The organism is Candidatus Palauibacter soopunensis (genome assembly GCF_947581735.1).
Taxonomy (GTDB): domain Bacteria; phylum Gemmatimonadota; class Gemmatimonadetes; order Palauibacterales; family Palauibacteraceae; genus Palauibacter; species Palauibacter soopunensis.
In genome coordinates this window covers 213,538-230,108 of the sequence record NZ_CANPVT010000053.1, presented here as the reverse complement: position 1 = coordinate 230,108, position 16,571 = coordinate 213,538, and the positions used below count along the sequence as shown (strand labels likewise).

Sequence of the window (16,571 nt, the reverse complement as noted above, 5' to 3'; positions counted from 1 at the left end):
ACCGAACCTCCCCGGCCGGGCCGCCCTAGCCCCGACCCGTGCCCAGGATGCGGAGGGCGAGGTGGGCCGCGTTCTTCGCGTTGTCGATGCCCACGGCGGCGACCGGGACGCCCGGCGGCATCTGCGCGCAGGACAGGAGCGCGTCGAGCCCTCCGAGCGTGCCCGCCGAGACGGGAACGCCGATCACGGGCAGCGATGTGTGCGCCGCGACGACGCCGGGGAGCGCGGCGGAAAGCCCCGCCCCGCAGATCACGACGGAATGGCCGGCCGCCGCCGCGCCCTCGGCCAACTCCGCGGTCCGCTTCGGCTGCCGGTGCGCCGAACTCACCTCGACCTGCACGTCGACCCCGTGCTCGCGAAGGATCGCCACGCCCTTCTCCATCGTGGGCATGTCCGACTCCGACCCCATCATTACCAATACCGAACTCATCACATCCTCCCGGCCGATCCGTCACGGGCGTCGCCCGCGCGGAAGACCGCTAGTCGCCGTTCCACCGCCGGACGGCCAGACACACGTTGTGACCGCCGAACCCGAAAGAATTCGAGAGCGCGACCTCCACCTCCCGCTCCATCACTCCCCCGTGGGCGTATTCGAGATCACACTCGGGGTCCGCCTCCTCGAAGTTGATCGTGGGCGGGATGACCCCGCGCCCGCAGACGAGGGCGGAGATCGCCCCTTCTATGGCCCCCGCCGCTCCCAGCGTGTGTCCCGTCATCGACTTCGTCGAACCCACGACGATCGAATACGCATGATCGCCCAGGACATCCTTGATCGCTTTCGTCTCGGAGACGTCGTTCGCGGGCGTCGACGTGCCGTGAGCGTTGATGTACCCGATGTCCGTCGGGTCGAGTCCCCCATCGTCGAGCGCCTGTTCCATGGCGAGCCGCGCCCCCGAGCCGTCCGGCGCCGGCGCGGTCATGTGGTAGGCGTCCGCGCTCTGCCCGAAGCCCGCCACTTCCCCGAGGATCGCGGCACCGCGCGCCTTCGCGTGTTCCAGTTCCTCGAGGATGAACATCCCCGCGCCTTCCCCGAGCACGAACCCGTCGCGGTGCGCGTCGAAGGGGCGCGAGGCCCTCTTCGGATCGTCGTTGCGCGTCGACATCGCCCGCATGTTCGCGAAGCCGGCGACCGCGAGCGGCGTGATCGTGGATTCGCTGCCCCCCGTGATCATCACATCGGCTTCGCCGTTGCGGATCGAACGGAAGGCGAGCCCGACGGAATGGCCGCTGGAGGCGCAGGCCGACACGGTCGCGTAGTTCGGGCCCTGCGCCCCGTACCGCATCGACACCATCCCCGAAGCCATGTCCGGGATGAACATGGGGATGAAGAAGGGGGAGACGCGGCGCGGCCCGCCGTCGAGCAGCCTTTCGTGCTGGGCCTCGAGGAGCGGCAGCCCGCCGATCCCGACACCGATGAGCACGCCGACCCGATCCGGGGGAAGTTCGCCGAACCCTTCCGCGAAACCCGCCTCGGTCACGGCCTGCTCCGCCGCTGCCATCGCGAAGTGGAGGAAACGGTCCGCCCGCCGCGCATCCTTCCGGTCCATGTATTTCGACGGGTCGAAGTCCTTCACCTCGCAGGCGAAGCGAACCGACTGGTCGGATGCATCGAACTGGGTGATGGGCCCGGCGCCGCTCACGCCGCCGAGGAGCGCGTCCCAGGTCGAGTCGGGGTCGAGTCCGATCGGGGTGACGAGGCCGATCCCCGTGATCGCTACACGTCTTCTCATGAAACGAAAGGCCCGCGGGCGCCGGCGGCGGCCCGTACGGAAGCCCTGGTCCCTAGACCTTCTCGTTCAGGTACGCGATGGCCTCCTCGACCGTCTGCATCCTCTCCGCGTCCTCATCCGGGATCTCGATCCCGAACTCCTCCTCGAAAGCCATCACGAGTTCGACGGTATCGAGCGAGTCGGCGCCCAGATCATCGACGAAGTTCGCGTCGTCCACCACCTTCTCCTGCTCCACGCCGAGTTCCTGCGCGATGATCTCCCGCACGCGTGCCGCGTTGTCCATGATTGCGTGTTCTCCTTGAATGAAGGGGACCGACCCGCGGCCCCGCCGTTTCCCGACCCTTTCAGGCGACCGAATATGCGGCGTCGGCGCTACGACTGCATGACCATCCCGCCGTCGACGACGATCACCTGCCCGGTAACGTACGAAGCCCCGGGACCGACGAGAAATCGCACCACCGTGGCGACATCTTCCGGGGATCCCGGCCGGCCGAGGGGAATCCTCTCCGACATGGCTTTTTGAACGCTTTCGGGCAGTCCGGAGGTCATGTCGGTGGCGATGAACCCCGGCGCGACGGCGTTGGCCCGCACACCGCGACTCGCAAGCTCCTGAGCGACGCTTCGGGTGAGCGAGATCAGGGCGGCTTTGGCCGCCGCATAGTTGGACTGGCCGCGGTTTCCCGTCAAGCCCACAACGCTGGAGATGTTCACGATGTTTCCGGCGCGCCGCTTCATCATGCCGCGGGCGACGGCCCGCATGAGATAGAAGGCCCCGGACAGATTGGTATCGAGCACGGACCGCCAGTCCTCGTCCTTGAGGCGGAGGAGGATGTTGTCGCGCGTGATGCCCGCGTTGTTCACGAGGATCGTCGCGGCGCCGAGCGTCTCGGAGACGTCCGCGACGAGTCTCTTGCACGCCTCCGGGTCGGAGATGTCGCAGCCGAAACCCGCATGTCCGTCTCCGGGCAGACCCTCGGCCACGACCCGCGCCCGGTCCGTTCCGGTGCCGACCACGGCCACGCGGGCGCCCGCTCTGGCCAGTTCCGCCGCGATCGCGGTCCCGATCCCGCGCGTCGCTCCCGTGACGATCGCGATCTCTCCCGTCAGTTCACTCATTTCAGGCACCCTGTCTAGCGTCGCAGGAATCCGGCGGCCATTCGAGCACTAGTCCGAAGATCCCAGGTAGGCGTCCACGGACGGCGAGTCGCCGACGGCGGTCACGCGCAGGCTTCGATCGATGCGGCGGGCGAGGCCCGAGAGCACGTTTCCGGGTCCGACCTCGAGCCAGCGGGCGGTTCCCGCCTCGCGGATGCGGTCGATCCCCTCCATCCACCGAACGGGCGAGGTGAGCTGCAGGATGAGGGTTCGCCGCGCCTCCCCCGAGTCCGTCACGGGCGTCGCCGTGGCGTTGGAGACGATGGGGAACGACGGATCGCGCCAGTTCGCCCCCTCGAGCGCCGCCTCCAGCCCGTCGGCCGCCGTCGCCATGAGGGGCGAATGAAACGCGCCGCTCACGTTGAGCGGGACGACGCGGCGCGCGCCGGCCTCCGCAGCGAGCCGCCCGGCCTCGGCCACGGTTTCGAGATCGCCGCTGATGACGACCTGGCCCGGGGCGTTGAGATTCGCGGGCACGGCCACCCCTCCGGCCTCCGCCGCACGCGCGCACGCGTCGGCGACGGACGCGGCGTCCAACCCGAGTATGGCGGTCATCGTGCCCGGCCGGTCCGCGCCCGAGGCCCCCATGAGCCGTCCGCGCTCGCGCACGATCCGGAGACCGTCCTCGAAGCCGAAGGCGTCGGACACGAGGTACGCCGACAGCTCACCGAGCGAATGTCCCGCTCCGATGCCGGCCTTCCCGGCGCGCGCGGCGATGAGATGCCAGACGGCGAAGGAGTGCAGCATGATCGCGGGTTGCGCGTTCTCCGTCGCCCGAAGTTCCTCCTCGGGCCCCTCCCAGCAGATCCGGCTGAGCGGCATGTCGAGCGTATCGTCGGCCCGCTCGTAGAGTTCCCGCACCGATGCATCGTCTTCCGCCAGGTCCCGGCCCATGCCCACGTACTGGGCGCCCTGTCCCGGGAAGAGGAGCGCGACCCCGCTCACGCGCGGCTCTCCTGCGGCATCCGGGCGAGGGAGGTGCGAGTGAGGGAGGTGAAGCCCGAGGCGGCGCAGTCCGCCGCCGTGCGAATCCCGTTCATGATCGCGCGCGCGGGGGAGGTGCCGTGACAGATGATCGAGACCCCGTCCACGCCGAACAGGGGCGCGCCGCCGTACTCCGCATAGTCGAGAAACCGCAGCGCCTCGCCCAGTTCGCCCCCTTCGCCGACGCCGGCGTTGCGGAAGATCTCGAGCACGAACTCGGCGATCGATTCGTAGAACTTGAGCAGCACGTTGCCGACGAAGCCGCCGCACACGAGCACGTCGCACGCCCCGGTCACGATCTGGTGTCCCTCCACGTTTCCGACGAAATGGAGCGCGGGGTCGGCGGCGAGGAGGCCGTGGGCCGTCGCGACCGGGCCCCCTCCCTTCTCTCCCTCCGCCCCGATGTTGAGCAGGCCGACCCGCGGGCGCCCGATCGAGAGCGTGCGGCGCAGGTAGCTCGAGCCCAGGTGCGCGAACTGGTGCAGTTGCCTCGGGCGGACATCCACGTTCGCGCCCACGTCCATGACGAGGACGCGTCCGGTCGCGGTCGGGAAGAGGGCGCCAACGGGCGGCCGGTCCACGCCGGGGAGCAAGCCGAGCGTGAGCACCGAGGCCACGACCGTGGCCCCCGTCGGCCCGGCGGACACGAAGCCGTCGGCCCTCCCGTCACGCACGGCCTCGAGGCCGCGGACCACGGTGCTGTCCGCCTTCCGCCGGACGGCGAGGGCGGGCGGTTCGGCCGGGCCGATGAACTCCTCCGCCGCGAGCCACGCCACCCGGTCGCGCGGGAATCGGGTCCGTTCTTCACGCAGGAGGTCGCTGGGCCCCACGAGCAGGAGTGAGAGGTCGTCCGGCCACGCGTCGAGCGCTCCCGCGGCGGCCTCCAGAACGGCTTCCGGCGCGGCGTCTCCGCCCAACAGATCGAGTGCAACCCGCATCACGGGCTGCTCGCCCGACTCATCTACCCGGCCCGGCCGCCGGAGGGCGGCGGCCGCGCTCGGGGGCTTCAAAAGTCGTCGATCTGAACGACCTCGCGGTCCGCGTAGTGGCCGCAGGTCGGGCAGACGCGATGCGGTCGCTTCGGATCCCCGCACTTGGGGCATGCCTGGCGCGCGTTGTCCGCCGCCTTGTAGTGCGTACGCCGCTTGCGCTTGCGCTGCTTCGACGTCCGTCTCTTGGGAACAGCCATATCGTCAACTCACTCCTGGCAGCCATCGAATGGAACTCCGTGACGTTCGAACGGAGCGTGGTAACTGGTGCTTTTTGCCCCGGAATGTCAAGGAATCTCGCCCTCCGAAGCGCCCGTCGAGGTGCCCTCCGAATCGCCTCCCAATCCCTCCAGCGCGGCCCAGCGCGCGTCGGGTTCCGGCGGCGGGCAGCGACAGGCCTGTTCCGCGAGCCGGACGCCGCACGTCGGACAGAGCCCCGCGCAGTCGCGCGAGCACTCCACCCAAGTGGGCGCGTTGACCCACAACTCCTCGCGGATCGGCCCCGCCAGGTCCAGTTCGCCCGATCCCTCGTCGAGTGCCCAGACCCCCTCTTCCCCGGACGTGACCCGGCCGGGCGGGCGGTACAGCGCGGCCCACTTCGCGCGCACGCCGATCCTCGTCGGCTCCAGGCAGCGGCGGCACTCGACGACGGCCCGCGCGCCGAGCGTGCCCCGGGCGCGAACCGCGGCCCCGTCCGCGCTCCGCACTTCGACCTCGACGTCGACGTATTCAAAGGGGAGCGGCAGGGCGCCGAGCGATTCGCCCGGGCTCTCCACGCGAAACGCCCGCTCGATGGGGCCGGCGTCGAGGCCCGCGAGTCCAATGCGGGCGGGTTCCGCCGGGTCCGGCGATGGCGTTGCGCGTCGCGGACTCACGCGCTGGCGATGAGGTCGACCTGTCCGAAGAAAAAGCCGAGTTCCACCCTCGCGTTCTCGTCGGAATCGGAGCCGTGGATCGCGTTGCGCTCCTTGCTCTCCGCGTAGAGCGCGCGCACGGTGCCCGGCGCGGCCTCCGCCGGGTCCGTGGCACCGATGACCTCGCGCAGGTACGGCACCGCGCGCTCGTGCTCGAGCGCGAGCGCCATGCAGGGCCCCGATGTCATGAACTCCACGAGCGCCCCGAAAAAGGGCCGCTCCCGGTGCACGGCGTAGAACGCCTCGGCTCCGGCGCGTCCGAGCCGCAGGACCCGTGACCCCCGTATGCGAAAGCCCGCGTCCTCGAGCGCGGCGAGCACCCTGCCGGCCTTCCCGGACCCGAACGCATCGGGTTTGATGATCGCGAGCGTCATCGTCTGCACGTCTTCACTCCCCTTTCGTTTCTTCCGCCTCGCCCGCCGCGTCCCGAAGAAGAAGCCTTCGGATGATGTCGCCGCGCGTCAAAAACCCGACGAGCTGGCCCTCGCGGACGACGGGAAAACGTTCGATTTCCTTGTCCAGCATCAGACGGACCACGTTCGCCAGCGGTTCGTCATCCTTCACGCACATCACGGCGCGTTCCATGATGTCGCGCACCTCCCCGGCGTGAGCGCTTCCCGCCAGCGGCGCGCCCGCATCCGCCCGCTCGAGCCCGGGGAGGAGGCGGCTGATCAACAGGCGGTCCGTGAGCATCCCGAGCACGTGGCCCTCGTCGTCGATGACCGGCATCGCGCGGAGCCGCCTGCGCGCGAGCATGTCCGCCGCCTCCGCCAGCGACATCCCGGGAGCGACCGTGGTCACGTCGCGGGTCATGATCTCCCGAACCTTCATTGCCGCCTCCTGCCGGTTCTGCGTCGCAGCGTCCCGCCTCCGACCCGACCTAGCGGTCGCGTATGAGACCCACCAGGTCGGCGGGCCGCCGCGCGACCCCGATCCCGTGGCTCTCGAAGGCGCGGATCTTCTCCTCCGCCGTCCCCTCGGAGCCCGAGATGATCGCGCCGGCGTGCCCCATGCGCCGTCCGGGAGGCGCCGTCTGGCCCGCGATGAACCCGACGACGGGCTTGCTCATCTCGCGCGATACGTATTCCGCCGCCACCTGCTCGTCCGTCCCGCCGATTTCCCCGATCACTGCGACGGCCTCCGTCTCCGGATCCGCCTCGAACGCCGCGAGACAATCGACGAAGTCCGTGCCGATGAGCGGGTCGCCCCCGATCCCGACGCAGGCGGACTGACCGATCCCGGCCCGCGTGAGCTGGAAGATGACCTCGTAGGTGAGCGTGCCGGAACGGCTCACGATGCCGACCGGCCCCTCCCGCACGATCTGGCCGGGGAGAATCCCGACCTTGCAGCGGCCGGGGACGATGAGTCCCGGGCAGTTGGGGCCGATGAGGCGCGCGCCCTTCTCCCGCACGTACGGCAGCACGCGCAGCATGTCCCCCACGGGCACCCCCTCGGTGATGCACACGATGAGCGCGATCCCCGCGTCCGCCGCCTCGAACACCGCGTCCGCCGCGAAGCGCGCCGGCACGTAGATGACGCTCGTGTTCGCCCCCGCCTCGGCCACCGACTCCTCGACAGTGTCGAACACGGGCACGGCGTCGTCGAACGTCCGGCCGCCCTTCCCCGGGGTCACGCCTGCCACGACGCGCGTGCCGTACTCCATCATCTGCCGGGTGTGGAACGAGCCGTCGCGCCCGGTGATCCCCTGGACGACGAGCCTCGTGTCGTCTCCGATGAAGATCCCCATCAGCGGCCGCCCTCCGTGGCGCCGCCCGCGCGGCGAACGGCGGTCTCCACCGCTCGGTCCATGTCCACCATCGCTTCGAACCCTCGCGCAGCGAGGATCGCGACCCCCTCCTCCTCGTTCGTTCCCGTCAGGCGGATCGTGATCGGCACCCCGAGTTCCATGCGGCTCGTCGCCTCCACGATCCCGTTCGCGACGTCGTCGCAGCGCGTGATGCCGCCGAAGATGTTGAACAGAATCGACTTCACGTTCGGGTCCGCGGTGATGAGTTCGAGCGCCGCCACGACCTTGTCGGGATTCGAGGAACCGCCGATGTCGAGGAAGTTCGCCGGCTCGCCGCCGTAGTACTTGACCAGGTCCATCGTGGCCATCGCGAGGCCGGCCCCGTTCACGCAGCACCCGACGTTGCCGTCGAGCGGGATGTAGGAGAGTTCGGCCTCGCGCGCCCGGACCTCGGCCGGATTCTCCGCCTCCGTGTCGCGAAGCGCGGCGATGTCGGGAAGCCGGAAGAGGGCGTTGTCGTCGATGTTCATCTTCGCGTCGATCGCCTTCACCTCTCCGGCGGGGTTCACGATCATCGGGTTGATTTCCGCCAGCGTGGCGCCGCTCGCGCGGTACGCCTCGTAGAGCTTCGCAATGATGGATGAGGCCTGCCGCGCCGCGCGCGGGTCGTCGTAGAGGTGGTGGCCGAGGAGGGCCGCCTGGTGGGCGAGGAGCCCGTAGCGCGGGTCCACGGCAACCTTCCGGATCGCCTCGGGCATCGTCGCGGCGACTTCCTCGATGTCGACGCCGCCCTCCGAGGAGACCATGATCGTATCCGCCTGGCGCGCCCGGTCGAGCACGATGCCGACGTAGGCCTCGGATGCGATGTCCTCCGCCGGCGCGACGAGGACCCGCCGCACCTCGATCCCCTTGATCTCCATCCCGAGGATGGCTTCGGCGCTCTCACGCGCCTCGTCCGGCGTCGCGGCGAGCTTGACGCCGCCCGCCTTGCCGCGCCCCCCGGCGTGGACCTGCGCCTTGACCACGACCGATCCGCCGAAGCGCTCGGCCGCCGCCGCGGCTTCCTCCGCCGTCGCGGCGACCTCGGCCTCCGGCACGGGGATGCCGTGTCGCGCGAAGATCGCCCGCGCCTGGTATTCGTGAATGTTCATTGAGTCGTGGTCACACTCCCATTCTGGATCCCGCGTGAGTCGGGGCGGGAAGCTTCGAATCTCGCGTCAAACCGCCGGCAGGTCGACCCCTTGATCGGCGAGGAAGGTCCGCGCCACGCCTGCGATTTCCCGCAGGCGCTCGTCCGTGTCCGCCTCGATGCGCGCTACGACGACGGGCTGCGTGTTGCTCGCGCGGATCAGCAGCCACCCGCCATCGAACAGGACGCGCACGCCGTCGATGTCGATGACCTCGTACCGCTCGCGGAAGAAGCGCACGGCCTCCGCCACGAGGCCGAACTTCCGCTCTTCCGGACAATCGAGGCGCAGTTCCGGCGTCGCCGGATAGCTCGGAATCTCCGCCGCCAACTCGGACAGCGGGCGCCCGGAACGGGACACGAGACCCGCGAGGCGGGCCGCCGCGTAGATCGCGTCATCCGTGCCGAAGAATCTGTCCGCAAAGCAGATATGGCCGCTCATCTCACCTGATATGGGAGACCCTCCGGCCTGCATGCGCTCCTTGATGAGCGAGTGTCCCGTCTTCCACATGACGGGAACGCCTCCATGCGCCCGGATGACTCGGGGCAGCGCCTGGGAGCATTTCACGTCGAACACGACCTCGGCCCCCGGCCGTTCCGCGAGCACTTCCTTCGCGAAGAGAAGCAGCAGGTGGTCTCCCCGGATGATCCTCCCCTCCTCGGTCACGGCGCCTATCCGGTCCGCGTCCCCGTCGAGTCCCACGCCGAGATCCGCGCCGGTCGCGGGCACGCGCGCGATAAGGTCCTGGATGTACTCGTCCACCGTCGGGTCCGGGTGGTGGTTCGGGAAGGTCCCGTCCGACTCGCAGTAGAGGCCGTCCACGTCGATGCCCGCGGCGGTCAGCGCGCGCACCGCGACGACGCTCCCCACCCCGTTCCCGCAATCGAGCACCATGCGCACGTCGCCCTCGACGCGGCCGCGCGCCGCGATCTCCTCCACGTAGCGGTCCAGGATCTCCGCCTCCCGGACCTCCCCGCGGCCCGACGCGAAGGCCTCCGCCTCGATCCGGTCCCGCAGCGCCCGGATCGCCGGGCCGTACAGCGCCTGGCCGTCCCGCACCATCTTGATGCCGTTGTATTCGGGCGGGTTGTGCGATCCGGTGATCTGGATGGCCCCGTCCGTCCCGAACTCGATGGCCGCGAAATAGAGGGTCGGCGTGGGCACCGTGCCGATCGTCGTCACGTCGACCCCGGCCGCGTACAGGCCGCGGCACAGCGCGGCCGTGAGGGCCGGAGACGAGGGCCGGTTGTCGTGCCCGACGACGACGCGCGGCGCGGGGCGCTCCGCGAGTTCGGTCCCGAAGGCGCGCCCCACGAGTTCGGCCGCCGTCTCCGTCAGGTCGTCCCCGACGATCCCGCGAATGTCGTATTCGCGGAAGATTCCGGATGGGATCTGCATTACGGCGACGGCGGGTCCTCGGCCTGGACGACCATGCCCGGCGCGGGCGCCGCGGTGGGCGCGGCGGCGGGCACATCGGCGAGGGCCTCCCGGGCCCGGTCGATGATGCGTCCCGGGAAGAGGCCGCCGAGCAGGATGAGCGCCACGCACGTCCCGATTGCGAGGTTGAACCCCGGCTTCGGCGACGGCGGCGTGTGCGCGTCCTCGGGCGTCGCCTCGAAGTACATCTTCCACACCACGCGGAGGTAGTAGTAGTAGGCGACGAGGCTGGTCAGAACGAGCGTGACCGCCAGCGAGGTCTCCCCCGCGTCCACCGCGGCGCGAAGCAGGTACAGCTTGCCGACGAAGCCCGCCGTGGGCGGGAAGCCCGCCAGCGAGAGAAGGAAGACGAGGAGCGCGGCGCCGAGCACCGGACGCCGCCAGCCCAGGCCCCGATAGTCATCCACGCGCTGGTTGCGGTCGCCCCGCCCCGCCACGTGGAAGACGATGGCGAAGCTCCCCGCCGTGACCACGGTGTACGCCGCGAGGTAGAAGAGCGACGCGGAGCGGCCGAGTTCGGAGGCCGCCACGACGCCGACGAGGAGGTATCCGGCGTGCGCCACCGAGGAGTAGGCGAGCATGCGCTTCACGTCCCGCTGCGAGAGCGCGACGAGGTTGGGCACGATCATGGTCAGGATCGCGAGCCACCACACGGCGCCCCTCCACACCTCCGCCGCGCCGCCGAGATCCACGGTCAGCACACGCAGGAGGGCGATGAAGGCGGCCGCCTTGACCCCCGTCGCCATGAACGACGTCACCGGCGTCGGCGCGCCGTCGTAGGCGTCCGGAGCCCACATGTGGAAGGGGACGGCGGCGATCTTGAACGCGAAGCCGATGAGCAGGAGGCCGATGCCGGCGACGAGGAGGAGGTCGCCCCCGGGCGCGGCCGCGATGCGCTCGGCGGCCGTGGCGAGGCGCGTCGTCCCCGTGGCCCCGTAGAGGAGCGCGATCCCGTACACGACGAAGGCGCTCGCGAAGGCGCCGACGATGAAGTACTTGAGGCTCGCCTCGGAGGAACGCGGGTTCTTGCGCACGAAGCCCGTGAGGACGTAGACGGAGATCGACATCAGCTCGAGGCCGACGAAGAGGAGGATGAGGTCGCGCGCCGCGACGAGCACCATCATCCCGACGAGGGCCAGGAGGACGAGCGCGTGGAATTCGGGCGACCGCAGCCCCTCCCGGCTCAGGTAGTCGCGCGACAGCGACACGACGAGCAGGGCGCCGCCGCACAGGATCACGTCCGCCGCCACGCGGAAGCCGTCGAGCGCGATCATCGCGTCCGGCGGGGCGGAGGCGTCCATGAGCCACAGGCTCGCGATGAAGGCGCCCGCGATCGAGTACAGCGTGACGAGGCAGTCGACGGACATCCGCCCGTCGTCGGTCTCCCCCGCGCGCACGAAGGCGTCGCGCATGAGGATGAACATCGCCGCCAGCGACAGGATGACCTCGGGCAGGAGCGCGACCCAGTGGTTCACGTCACTCCCCTCCCCCGGCCTCGACCGGCATGGGTTCGACCGGCATGGCTTCGACGCTCGCCGACCGCGTCTCCACGTGCTCGATCAGCGCCTCCACGGACGCCCGCGTCCGGTTCAGAAACGGGCCCGGCCACACGCCGATGAGCAGGATGAGCGCGAGCAGCGGCGCAAGGATCAGGCGCTCGCGGCGGTTCACGTCGGTGAGCGCGCGGTTCTCCTCGCGGTCGAGGCGGTTGAAGAGGACCCGCTGCACCATGGGCAGCATGTAGCAGGCCGCGAAGATCACGCCCGTCGTCGCGATCGCGGCGATCCACGGGTGGGTCCGGAACGTCCCCACGAGGATGAGGAACTCGCCCACGAAGCCGTTCGTCCCCGGCAGCCCGACGGAGGACAGCGCGACGACGACGAGCGCGAAGGCGAACACCGGCATCACCTTCGCGATGCCGCCGAAGTCCGCGATCTGCCGCGAGTGCCGCCGCTCGTACAGCATCCCGATGAGGAGGAAGAGCGCCCCCGTGGAAATCCCGTGGTTCACCATCTGGAGGATGCCGCCCTCGATCCCCTGCGTCGTGAGCCCGAACACGCCGAGCACGACGAAGCCGAGGTGGGCGACCGAGGTGTAGGCGATGAGTTTCTTTGCGTCCGGCTGCACCGCCGCCACCCAGGCCGCGTACAGGATGCCGATCAGCCCCAGCACGAGCATCGCGTTCACGACCATGGGATCCGTCGCCGCGGCCGGGAAGAACGGCAGCCCGAAGCGCAGGAACCCGTACACGCCCATCTTGAGCAGCACCCCCGCCAGGATCACGGAGCCCGCCGTCGGCGCCTCCACGTGCGCGTCCGGCAGCCAAGTGTGGAACGGGAAGAGCGGCACCTTGATCGCGAACGCGAGCGCGAACCCCCCGAACAGCCAGAGTTGCGCGCGCCGCGCGAGTTCGAGCGACACGAGGTCTTCGTAGGCGAAGCTCCACGCCCCCGAGCCGTCCTGGAAGATCCAGGCCATGGTCACGATCGCGACCAGCATGAGGAGCGAGCCCACCGCCGTGTAGAGGAAGAACTTCACGGCGGAATAGATCCGCCTCTCCCCGCCCCAGACCCCGATGAGGAAGTACATCGGGATCAGCATGATCTCCCAGAACACGTAGAACAGGAAGAGATCGAGCGCGACGAACACGCCGATCATCCCCGCCGTGAGGAAGAGGAGCATCGCGTAGAAGGCGCGCTCGCGGGTCCGGATGTAGGAGAAGGAACCCGCCACGGCCAGCGGCATCGTGAAGGTCGTGAGCAGGATCATGAGGATCGAGATCCCGTCCAGGCCCACCGCGTAGGAGATCCCCCACGCCTCGATCCACGGGATGGAGACGAGATTCTGGAACCCGGGCTCCGCCGTGTCGAAGGTCCAGAAGAGCGGCAGCGAGAGCGCGAACAGGACGAGCGTCGTCACCAGGGCGACGGTCTTCGCGCGCGCCTCCGGCGCCACGAGGCAGGCCGCGCCCCCGATGAGGGGGAGGACCACGAGGGCGGTCAGGATCCAGTGCCCGTCGTAGAAGGCCGTCACGAGAGCACCCCGAGGACGAGGAGGGCCCCGAGCATGAAGGCGACGAGGTAGGTCGTCACGCGGCCCGTCTGGAGCTGTCCCCCGGCCCAGCCGAGGAGGCGGGCGGCGCGCCCCGCGCCGTTCACGGCGCCGTCGATGATCCCCGCGTCCACGATCCGCCAGCAGGCGCGCCACAGGGCGAGCGAGGGGCGGACGATCGCGCGGTCGTACAGTTCATCCACGTACCACTTGTCGTGGAGCACGCGGGCGAACCCGGTCGGCGCCACGGCCTCCGCCTCCCTCGGCACCGGCTTCGGCGACAGGACCCGGACGGTCCCGACGACGGCCGCGATCGCGATCGCGGCGGAGATCACCGCCCACAGCGCCTCGCCGCCCCCGACGGGCGACCGGTATTCGGGGGCGAAGCCGTGCGCCTCCTTGACGGCGATCGCGGGCGCGAACACGGGCTCCAGCCAGTGGTGCAGCCATTCGACGGTCGGGAGCAGCGGCAGCGCCTCGGGGATGTTCGCCCATCCGCCCACGACGGAGAGGACCGCGAGCACCGCGAGCGGCGCCCACATGACGACGGGCACCTCGTGCAGCTTCCGCCCGGCCTCCGCGGCGCCCTCGTGGCCGAAGGTGCGGTTCCCGCCGTGGAAGGTCATCACCATGAGCCGGGCCATGTACACGGCCGTGAGCAGCGCCGTGGCCAGCGCCACGCCCCACAGGATCGGGTATCCGTACGCCCCGGAATACCAGATGATCTCGTCCTTCGAGAAGAACCCGGCCAGCGGCGGCACGCCCGCGATGGCGAGCGTCGCGACCCACATGAAGACGAAGGTGCGGGGCATGAATTTTCGCAGCCCGCCGTGGTTCCGCATGTCGTTCGGGTCGCCGTGGTGCGCGTCGCCGTGGGCGTCGTCCCCGTGCGCCCACGCGTGGTGCACCGCGTGGATCACGGCCCCGGCCCCGAGGAAGAGGAGCGCCTTGAAGAAGGCGTGCGTCATGAGGTGGAAGACGCCGGCCGTGAAGGCGCCGATCCCGACGGCGAGGAACATGTAGCCGAGCTGCGAGATCGTGGAGTACGCGAGCACCTTCTTGATGTCGTACTGCCGGATCGCGATCGAGGCCGCGAACAGCGCCGTCCCCGCCCCGACCGCCGCCACCACGCCCTGGGACACGGGCGAGAGCGCGAACAGGACGCTCGTGCGCGCGATGAGGTAGACCCCCGCCGTCACCATCGTCGCCGCGTGAATGAGCGCCGAGACCGGCGTCGGACCCGCCATCGCGTCGGGCAGCCAGGTGTGGAGCGGGATCTGGGCCGACTTCCCCGTGCAGCCGAGGAAGAGGAGGAGCGTGATGCCGGTGACGAGCGCGCCGCCGTACGCGAGCGTCCCCTCCGCCGCCCCGAGGACGGGCACGAAGTCCAGCGTCCCGAAGGCGACGAAAATGAGGAACATGGCGACGAGGAACCCCGCGTCGCCGATCCGGTTCATGATGAACGCCTTCTTGCCCGCGTTCGCGTAGTCCCGGTTCTCGTACCAGAAGCCGATGAGCAGGTACGAGCACAGCCCGACGCCCTCCCAGCCCACGAACATGAGCGGGAAGCTGGCCCCGAGAACGAGGACGAGCATGAAGAAGACGAACAGGTTGAGATAGGAGAAGTAGCGCGAATAGCCGGGATCGTCGCGCATGTAGCCGACGGAATAGATGTGGATCAGGCTCCCGACCCCGGTGACGATCATGCACATCAGCATCGAGAGCTGGTCGAACTGGAGGTCGACCCCGATGCGGAGGTCCCCGGACACGATCCAGGTCCACAGGCTGACGACTTCCGCGCCGTGCAGGTCCGCGCCGCTCAGGTCGGCCCCGATCATCGCGATGAAGTTCACGAGGACGACGGCGAAGCTCCCGAGGAGCGCGGCGGGCCCGACGATCGTCGGGATGCGCTTGTCGTCGTGCCACAGGAAGGCGCCGGCGCCGTTCACCGCCGCCCCGAGCAGCGGGAGGGCGAGGATGAGCCACGGGAGCACGGGCTGGAAGCTCACCACTTCAGGAGCCGGAAGCGGTCGAGGTCCACGACTTCATAGTGCCGGAAGATCGCGATGATGATCGCGAGCCCCACGGCGGCCTCCGCCGCGGCCACGGCCATGACGAAGAAGACGAAGATCTGGCCCTCGATCCCGTGCATGCGCGCGAAGGCGACGAGCGACAGGTTCGCGGCGTTCAGCATGAGTTCTATGCACATGAACACGATGATCGCGTTGCGCCGCAGCAGGACCCCGATGACGCCGATCGAGAACAGGATCGCGCTCACGAAGAGGGCGATGAGCCCGTTGAGGCCGAGCGCGGCCGCCATGCCCGCCTCGCTCACGTCCGCTCCCTGCGCGCGAGCAGGATCGTGCCCACGATGGACACGAGCAGGAGGACGCCGGTGACCTCGAGCACGATCGTGTACTCCGTGAAGAGCGGCCGGGCCACGACGCCGACGACGCCCTGTTCGGCGGCCGCCTCGCGCAGCGCGCTGCCCGCGATCTCCACGACCGGCCGCGCGTCCGTCCCCCCGACGAAGAGGCGCGTGAGGACGCCGAGGAAGGCGATGGAGATCGAGCCGCCGATGAGCCCGCCCACGGGCCCCCGCAGGTCGCGCCAGTCCGCGTGCCCCAGGTTCAGGAGCATGAGGACGAAGAGGAAGAGGACCATGATGGCCCCGCCGTACAGGATCACGTTGATCGCCGCGATGTAGTGCGCGTCCAGCATGAGGAACATGCCGGACGTGGCGAAGAACACGCCGACCAGGAAGATCACGGCGGACACGGGATTGCGGCGCGTGACCATGATCACCGCGCCCAGAATCGCGCTCGCCGCGAAGGCCTGGAAGAGGAAGTCCTGGATCATCGCGCCGCGGGGTCCTGGATCATTGCGACGCCGGGTCCTGGGGATCCCACAGCGCGGTCACGTCGTGCTCCTGCTCGACGAGGCGCTCGAGGTCGTACACCCAGCGCTCGCGCGAGTACTCCGCGTTCTCGTAGTGCACGCCGAGGTGGATCGCCTCGACCGGGCACACCTCCTGGCAGTAGCCGCAGAAGATGCAGCGGAACTCGTCGATCTCGTAGATCGCCGCGTAGCGCTCGCCGCTCTCGTCCTCCGCGGGCACGAGCTTGATGCAGTTCACCGGGCATACCGTCGGACACAGGCCGCACGCGACGCACTTGGCCCGTCCGTCCTCGTGCACCTCCATGCGGTGCGTGCCGCGCGTCCGGGGCGCGAGTTCCCACTTCTCGTCCGGGTACTGCTGCGTCTTCTTGTTGGGGCTCAGGAGGTGCCGCATGGTGATCGACATCCCCTTCGCCGCCGCCCGCACGTACGAACTCTCGGCCCGCGGCCGCTCCACGACCTTCACATCTCCAGGCATC

General features: G+C 69.7%; 19 protein-coding genes. All 19 read right to left on the bottom strand.

The genetic code is table 11. The features are described 5' to 3' along the window. Positions 1 to 25: 25 nt before the first annotated feature. The 19 genes from purE to RN901_RS14365 all read right to left on the bottom strand — a co-directional run bounded on the left by purE (position 26) and on the right by RN901_RS14365 (position 16,570). A complete protein-coding gene (gene purE, locus RN901_RS14455) occupies positions 26 to 430 on the bottom strand; it encodes a 5-(carboxyamino)imidazole ribonucleotide mutase (protein ID WP_310759003.1) in 405 nt (134 codons plus the stop codon). A 49-nt stretch (positions 431 to 479) separates the two neighbouring features. Then, positions 480 to 1,730 carry a beta-ketoacyl-ACP synthase II gene (gene fabF, locus RN901_RS14450; protein ID WP_310759002.1) on the bottom strand — a complete coding sequence of 417 codons (1,251 nt, stop codon included), beginning with the start codon at positions 1,728 to 1,730 and terminating at the stop codon, positions 480 to 482. Between the two features lie 52 nt (positions 1,731 to 1,782). Further along, positions 1,783 to 2,013, bottom strand: coding sequence for an acyl carrier protein (locus RN901_RS14445; RefSeq protein ID WP_310759001.1), 231 nt, complete (start codon positions 2,011 to 2,013; stop codon positions 1,783 to 1,785). An 89-nt stretch (positions 2,014 to 2,102) separates the two neighbouring features. Beyond that, the gene (gene fabG / locus RN901_RS14440; RefSeq protein WP_310759000.1) at positions 2,103 to 2,846 is read right to left on the bottom strand and encodes a 3-oxoacyl-[acyl-carrier-protein] reductase; all 744 of its coding nucleotides are present in this window, start codon (positions 2,844 to 2,846) and stop codon (positions 2,103 to 2,105) included. A 48-nt stretch (positions 2,847 to 2,894) separates the two neighbouring features. After that, a complete protein-coding gene (fabD, locus tag RN901_RS14435; protein WP_310758999.1) occupies positions 2,895 to 3,830 on the bottom strand; it encodes an ACP S-malonyltransferase in 936 nt (311 codons plus the stop codon). Continuing rightward, the gene (plsX, locus tag RN901_RS14430; protein ID WP_310758998.1) at positions 3,827 to 4,807 is read right to left on the bottom strand and encodes a phosphate acyltransferase PlsX; all 981 of its coding nucleotides are present in this window, start codon (positions 4,805 to 4,807) and stop codon (positions 3,827 to 3,829) included. The genes fabD and plsX overlap by 4 nt, the downstream gene beginning before the upstream one ends. Positions 4,808 to 4,875: 68 nt before the next feature. Then, a complete protein-coding gene (gene rpmF, locus RN901_RS14425) occupies positions 4,876 to 5,058 on the bottom strand; it encodes a 50S ribosomal protein L32 (protein WP_310758997.1) in 183 nt (60 codons plus the stop codon). Between the two features lie 87 nt (positions 5,059 to 5,145). Further along, on the bottom strand, positions 5,146 to 5,733 hold the full coding sequence (locus RN901_RS14420) for a DUF177 domain-containing protein (protein ID WP_310758996.1): 588 nt from the start codon (positions 5,731 to 5,733) through the stop codon (positions 5,146 to 5,148). Beyond that, positions 5,730 to 6,146, bottom strand: coding sequence for a nucleoside-diphosphate kinase (ndk, locus tag RN901_RS14415; protein ID WP_310759069.1), 417 nt, complete (start codon positions 6,144 to 6,146; stop codon positions 5,730 to 5,732). Before ndk ends, RN901_RS14420 begins: the two co-directional genes overlap by 4 nt. Positions 6,147 to 6,159: 13 nt before the next feature. Continuing rightward, on the bottom strand, positions 6,160 to 6,603 hold the full coding sequence (locus RN901_RS14410; protein ID WP_310758995.1) for a CBS domain-containing protein: 444 nt from the start codon (positions 6,601 to 6,603) through the stop codon (positions 6,160 to 6,162). A 49-nt stretch (positions 6,604 to 6,652) separates the two neighbouring features. After that, complete coding sequence (sucD, locus tag RN901_RS14405) at positions 6,653 to 7,519, bottom strand: succinate--CoA ligase subunit alpha (protein WP_310758994.1); 867 nt, start codon at positions 7,517 to 7,519, stop codon at positions 6,653 to 6,655. Next, complete coding sequence (gene sucC, locus RN901_RS14400; protein WP_310758993.1) at positions 7,519 to 8,670, bottom strand: ADP-forming succinate--CoA ligase subunit beta; 1,152 nt, start codon at positions 8,668 to 8,670, stop codon at positions 7,519 to 7,521. The genes sucD and sucC overlap by 1 nt, the downstream gene beginning before the upstream one ends. 66 nt (positions 8,671 to 8,736) lie before the next feature. Beyond that, complete coding sequence (locus RN901_RS14395) at positions 8,737 to 10,104, bottom strand: phosphomannomutase/phosphoglucomutase (protein ID WP_310758992.1); 1,368 nt, start codon at positions 10,102 to 10,104, stop codon at positions 8,737 to 8,739. After that, positions 10,104 to 11,618 (bottom strand): NADH-quinone oxidoreductase subunit N, encoded by a 1,515-nt coding sequence (locus RN901_RS14390; protein ID WP_310758991.1) that lies wholly within the window; start codon positions 11,616 to 11,618, stop codon positions 10,104 to 10,106. Before RN901_RS14390 ends, RN901_RS14395 begins: the two co-directional genes overlap by 1 nt. A gap of 1 nt (position 11,619) precedes the next feature. Continuing rightward, on the bottom strand, positions 11,620 to 13,176 hold the full coding sequence (locus RN901_RS14385; RefSeq protein ID WP_310758990.1) for an NADH-quinone oxidoreductase subunit M: 1,557 nt from the start codon (positions 13,174 to 13,176) through the stop codon (positions 11,620 to 11,622). Continuing rightward, positions 13,173 to 15,203, bottom strand: coding sequence for an NADH-quinone oxidoreductase subunit L (gene nuoL / locus RN901_RS14380; RefSeq protein WP_310758989.1), 2,031 nt, complete (start codon positions 15,201 to 15,203; stop codon positions 13,173 to 13,175). The genes RN901_RS14385 and nuoL overlap by 4 nt, the downstream gene beginning before the upstream one ends. Further along, the gene (gene nuoK / locus RN901_RS14375) at positions 15,200 to 15,514 is read right to left on the bottom strand and encodes an NADH-quinone oxidoreductase subunit NuoK (protein WP_310759068.1); all 315 of its coding nucleotides are present in this window, start codon (positions 15,512 to 15,514) and stop codon (positions 15,200 to 15,202) included. The genes nuoL and nuoK overlap by 4 nt, the downstream gene beginning before the upstream one ends. An 11-nt stretch (positions 15,515 to 15,525) precedes the next feature. Continuing rightward, positions 15,526 to 16,053, bottom strand: a complete 528-nt coding sequence (locus tag RN901_RS14370; RefSeq protein WP_310758988.1) for an NADH-quinone oxidoreductase subunit J — start codon at positions 16,051 to 16,053, stop codon at positions 15,526 to 15,528. 19 nt (positions 16,054 to 16,072) lie between these two features. Then, positions 16,073 to 16,570, bottom strand: a complete 498-nt coding sequence (locus RN901_RS14365) for an NADH-quinone oxidoreductase subunit I (protein WP_310758987.1) — start codon at positions 16,568 to 16,570, stop codon at positions 16,073 to 16,075. Between the last annotated feature and the right edge of the window lies 1 nt (position 16,571).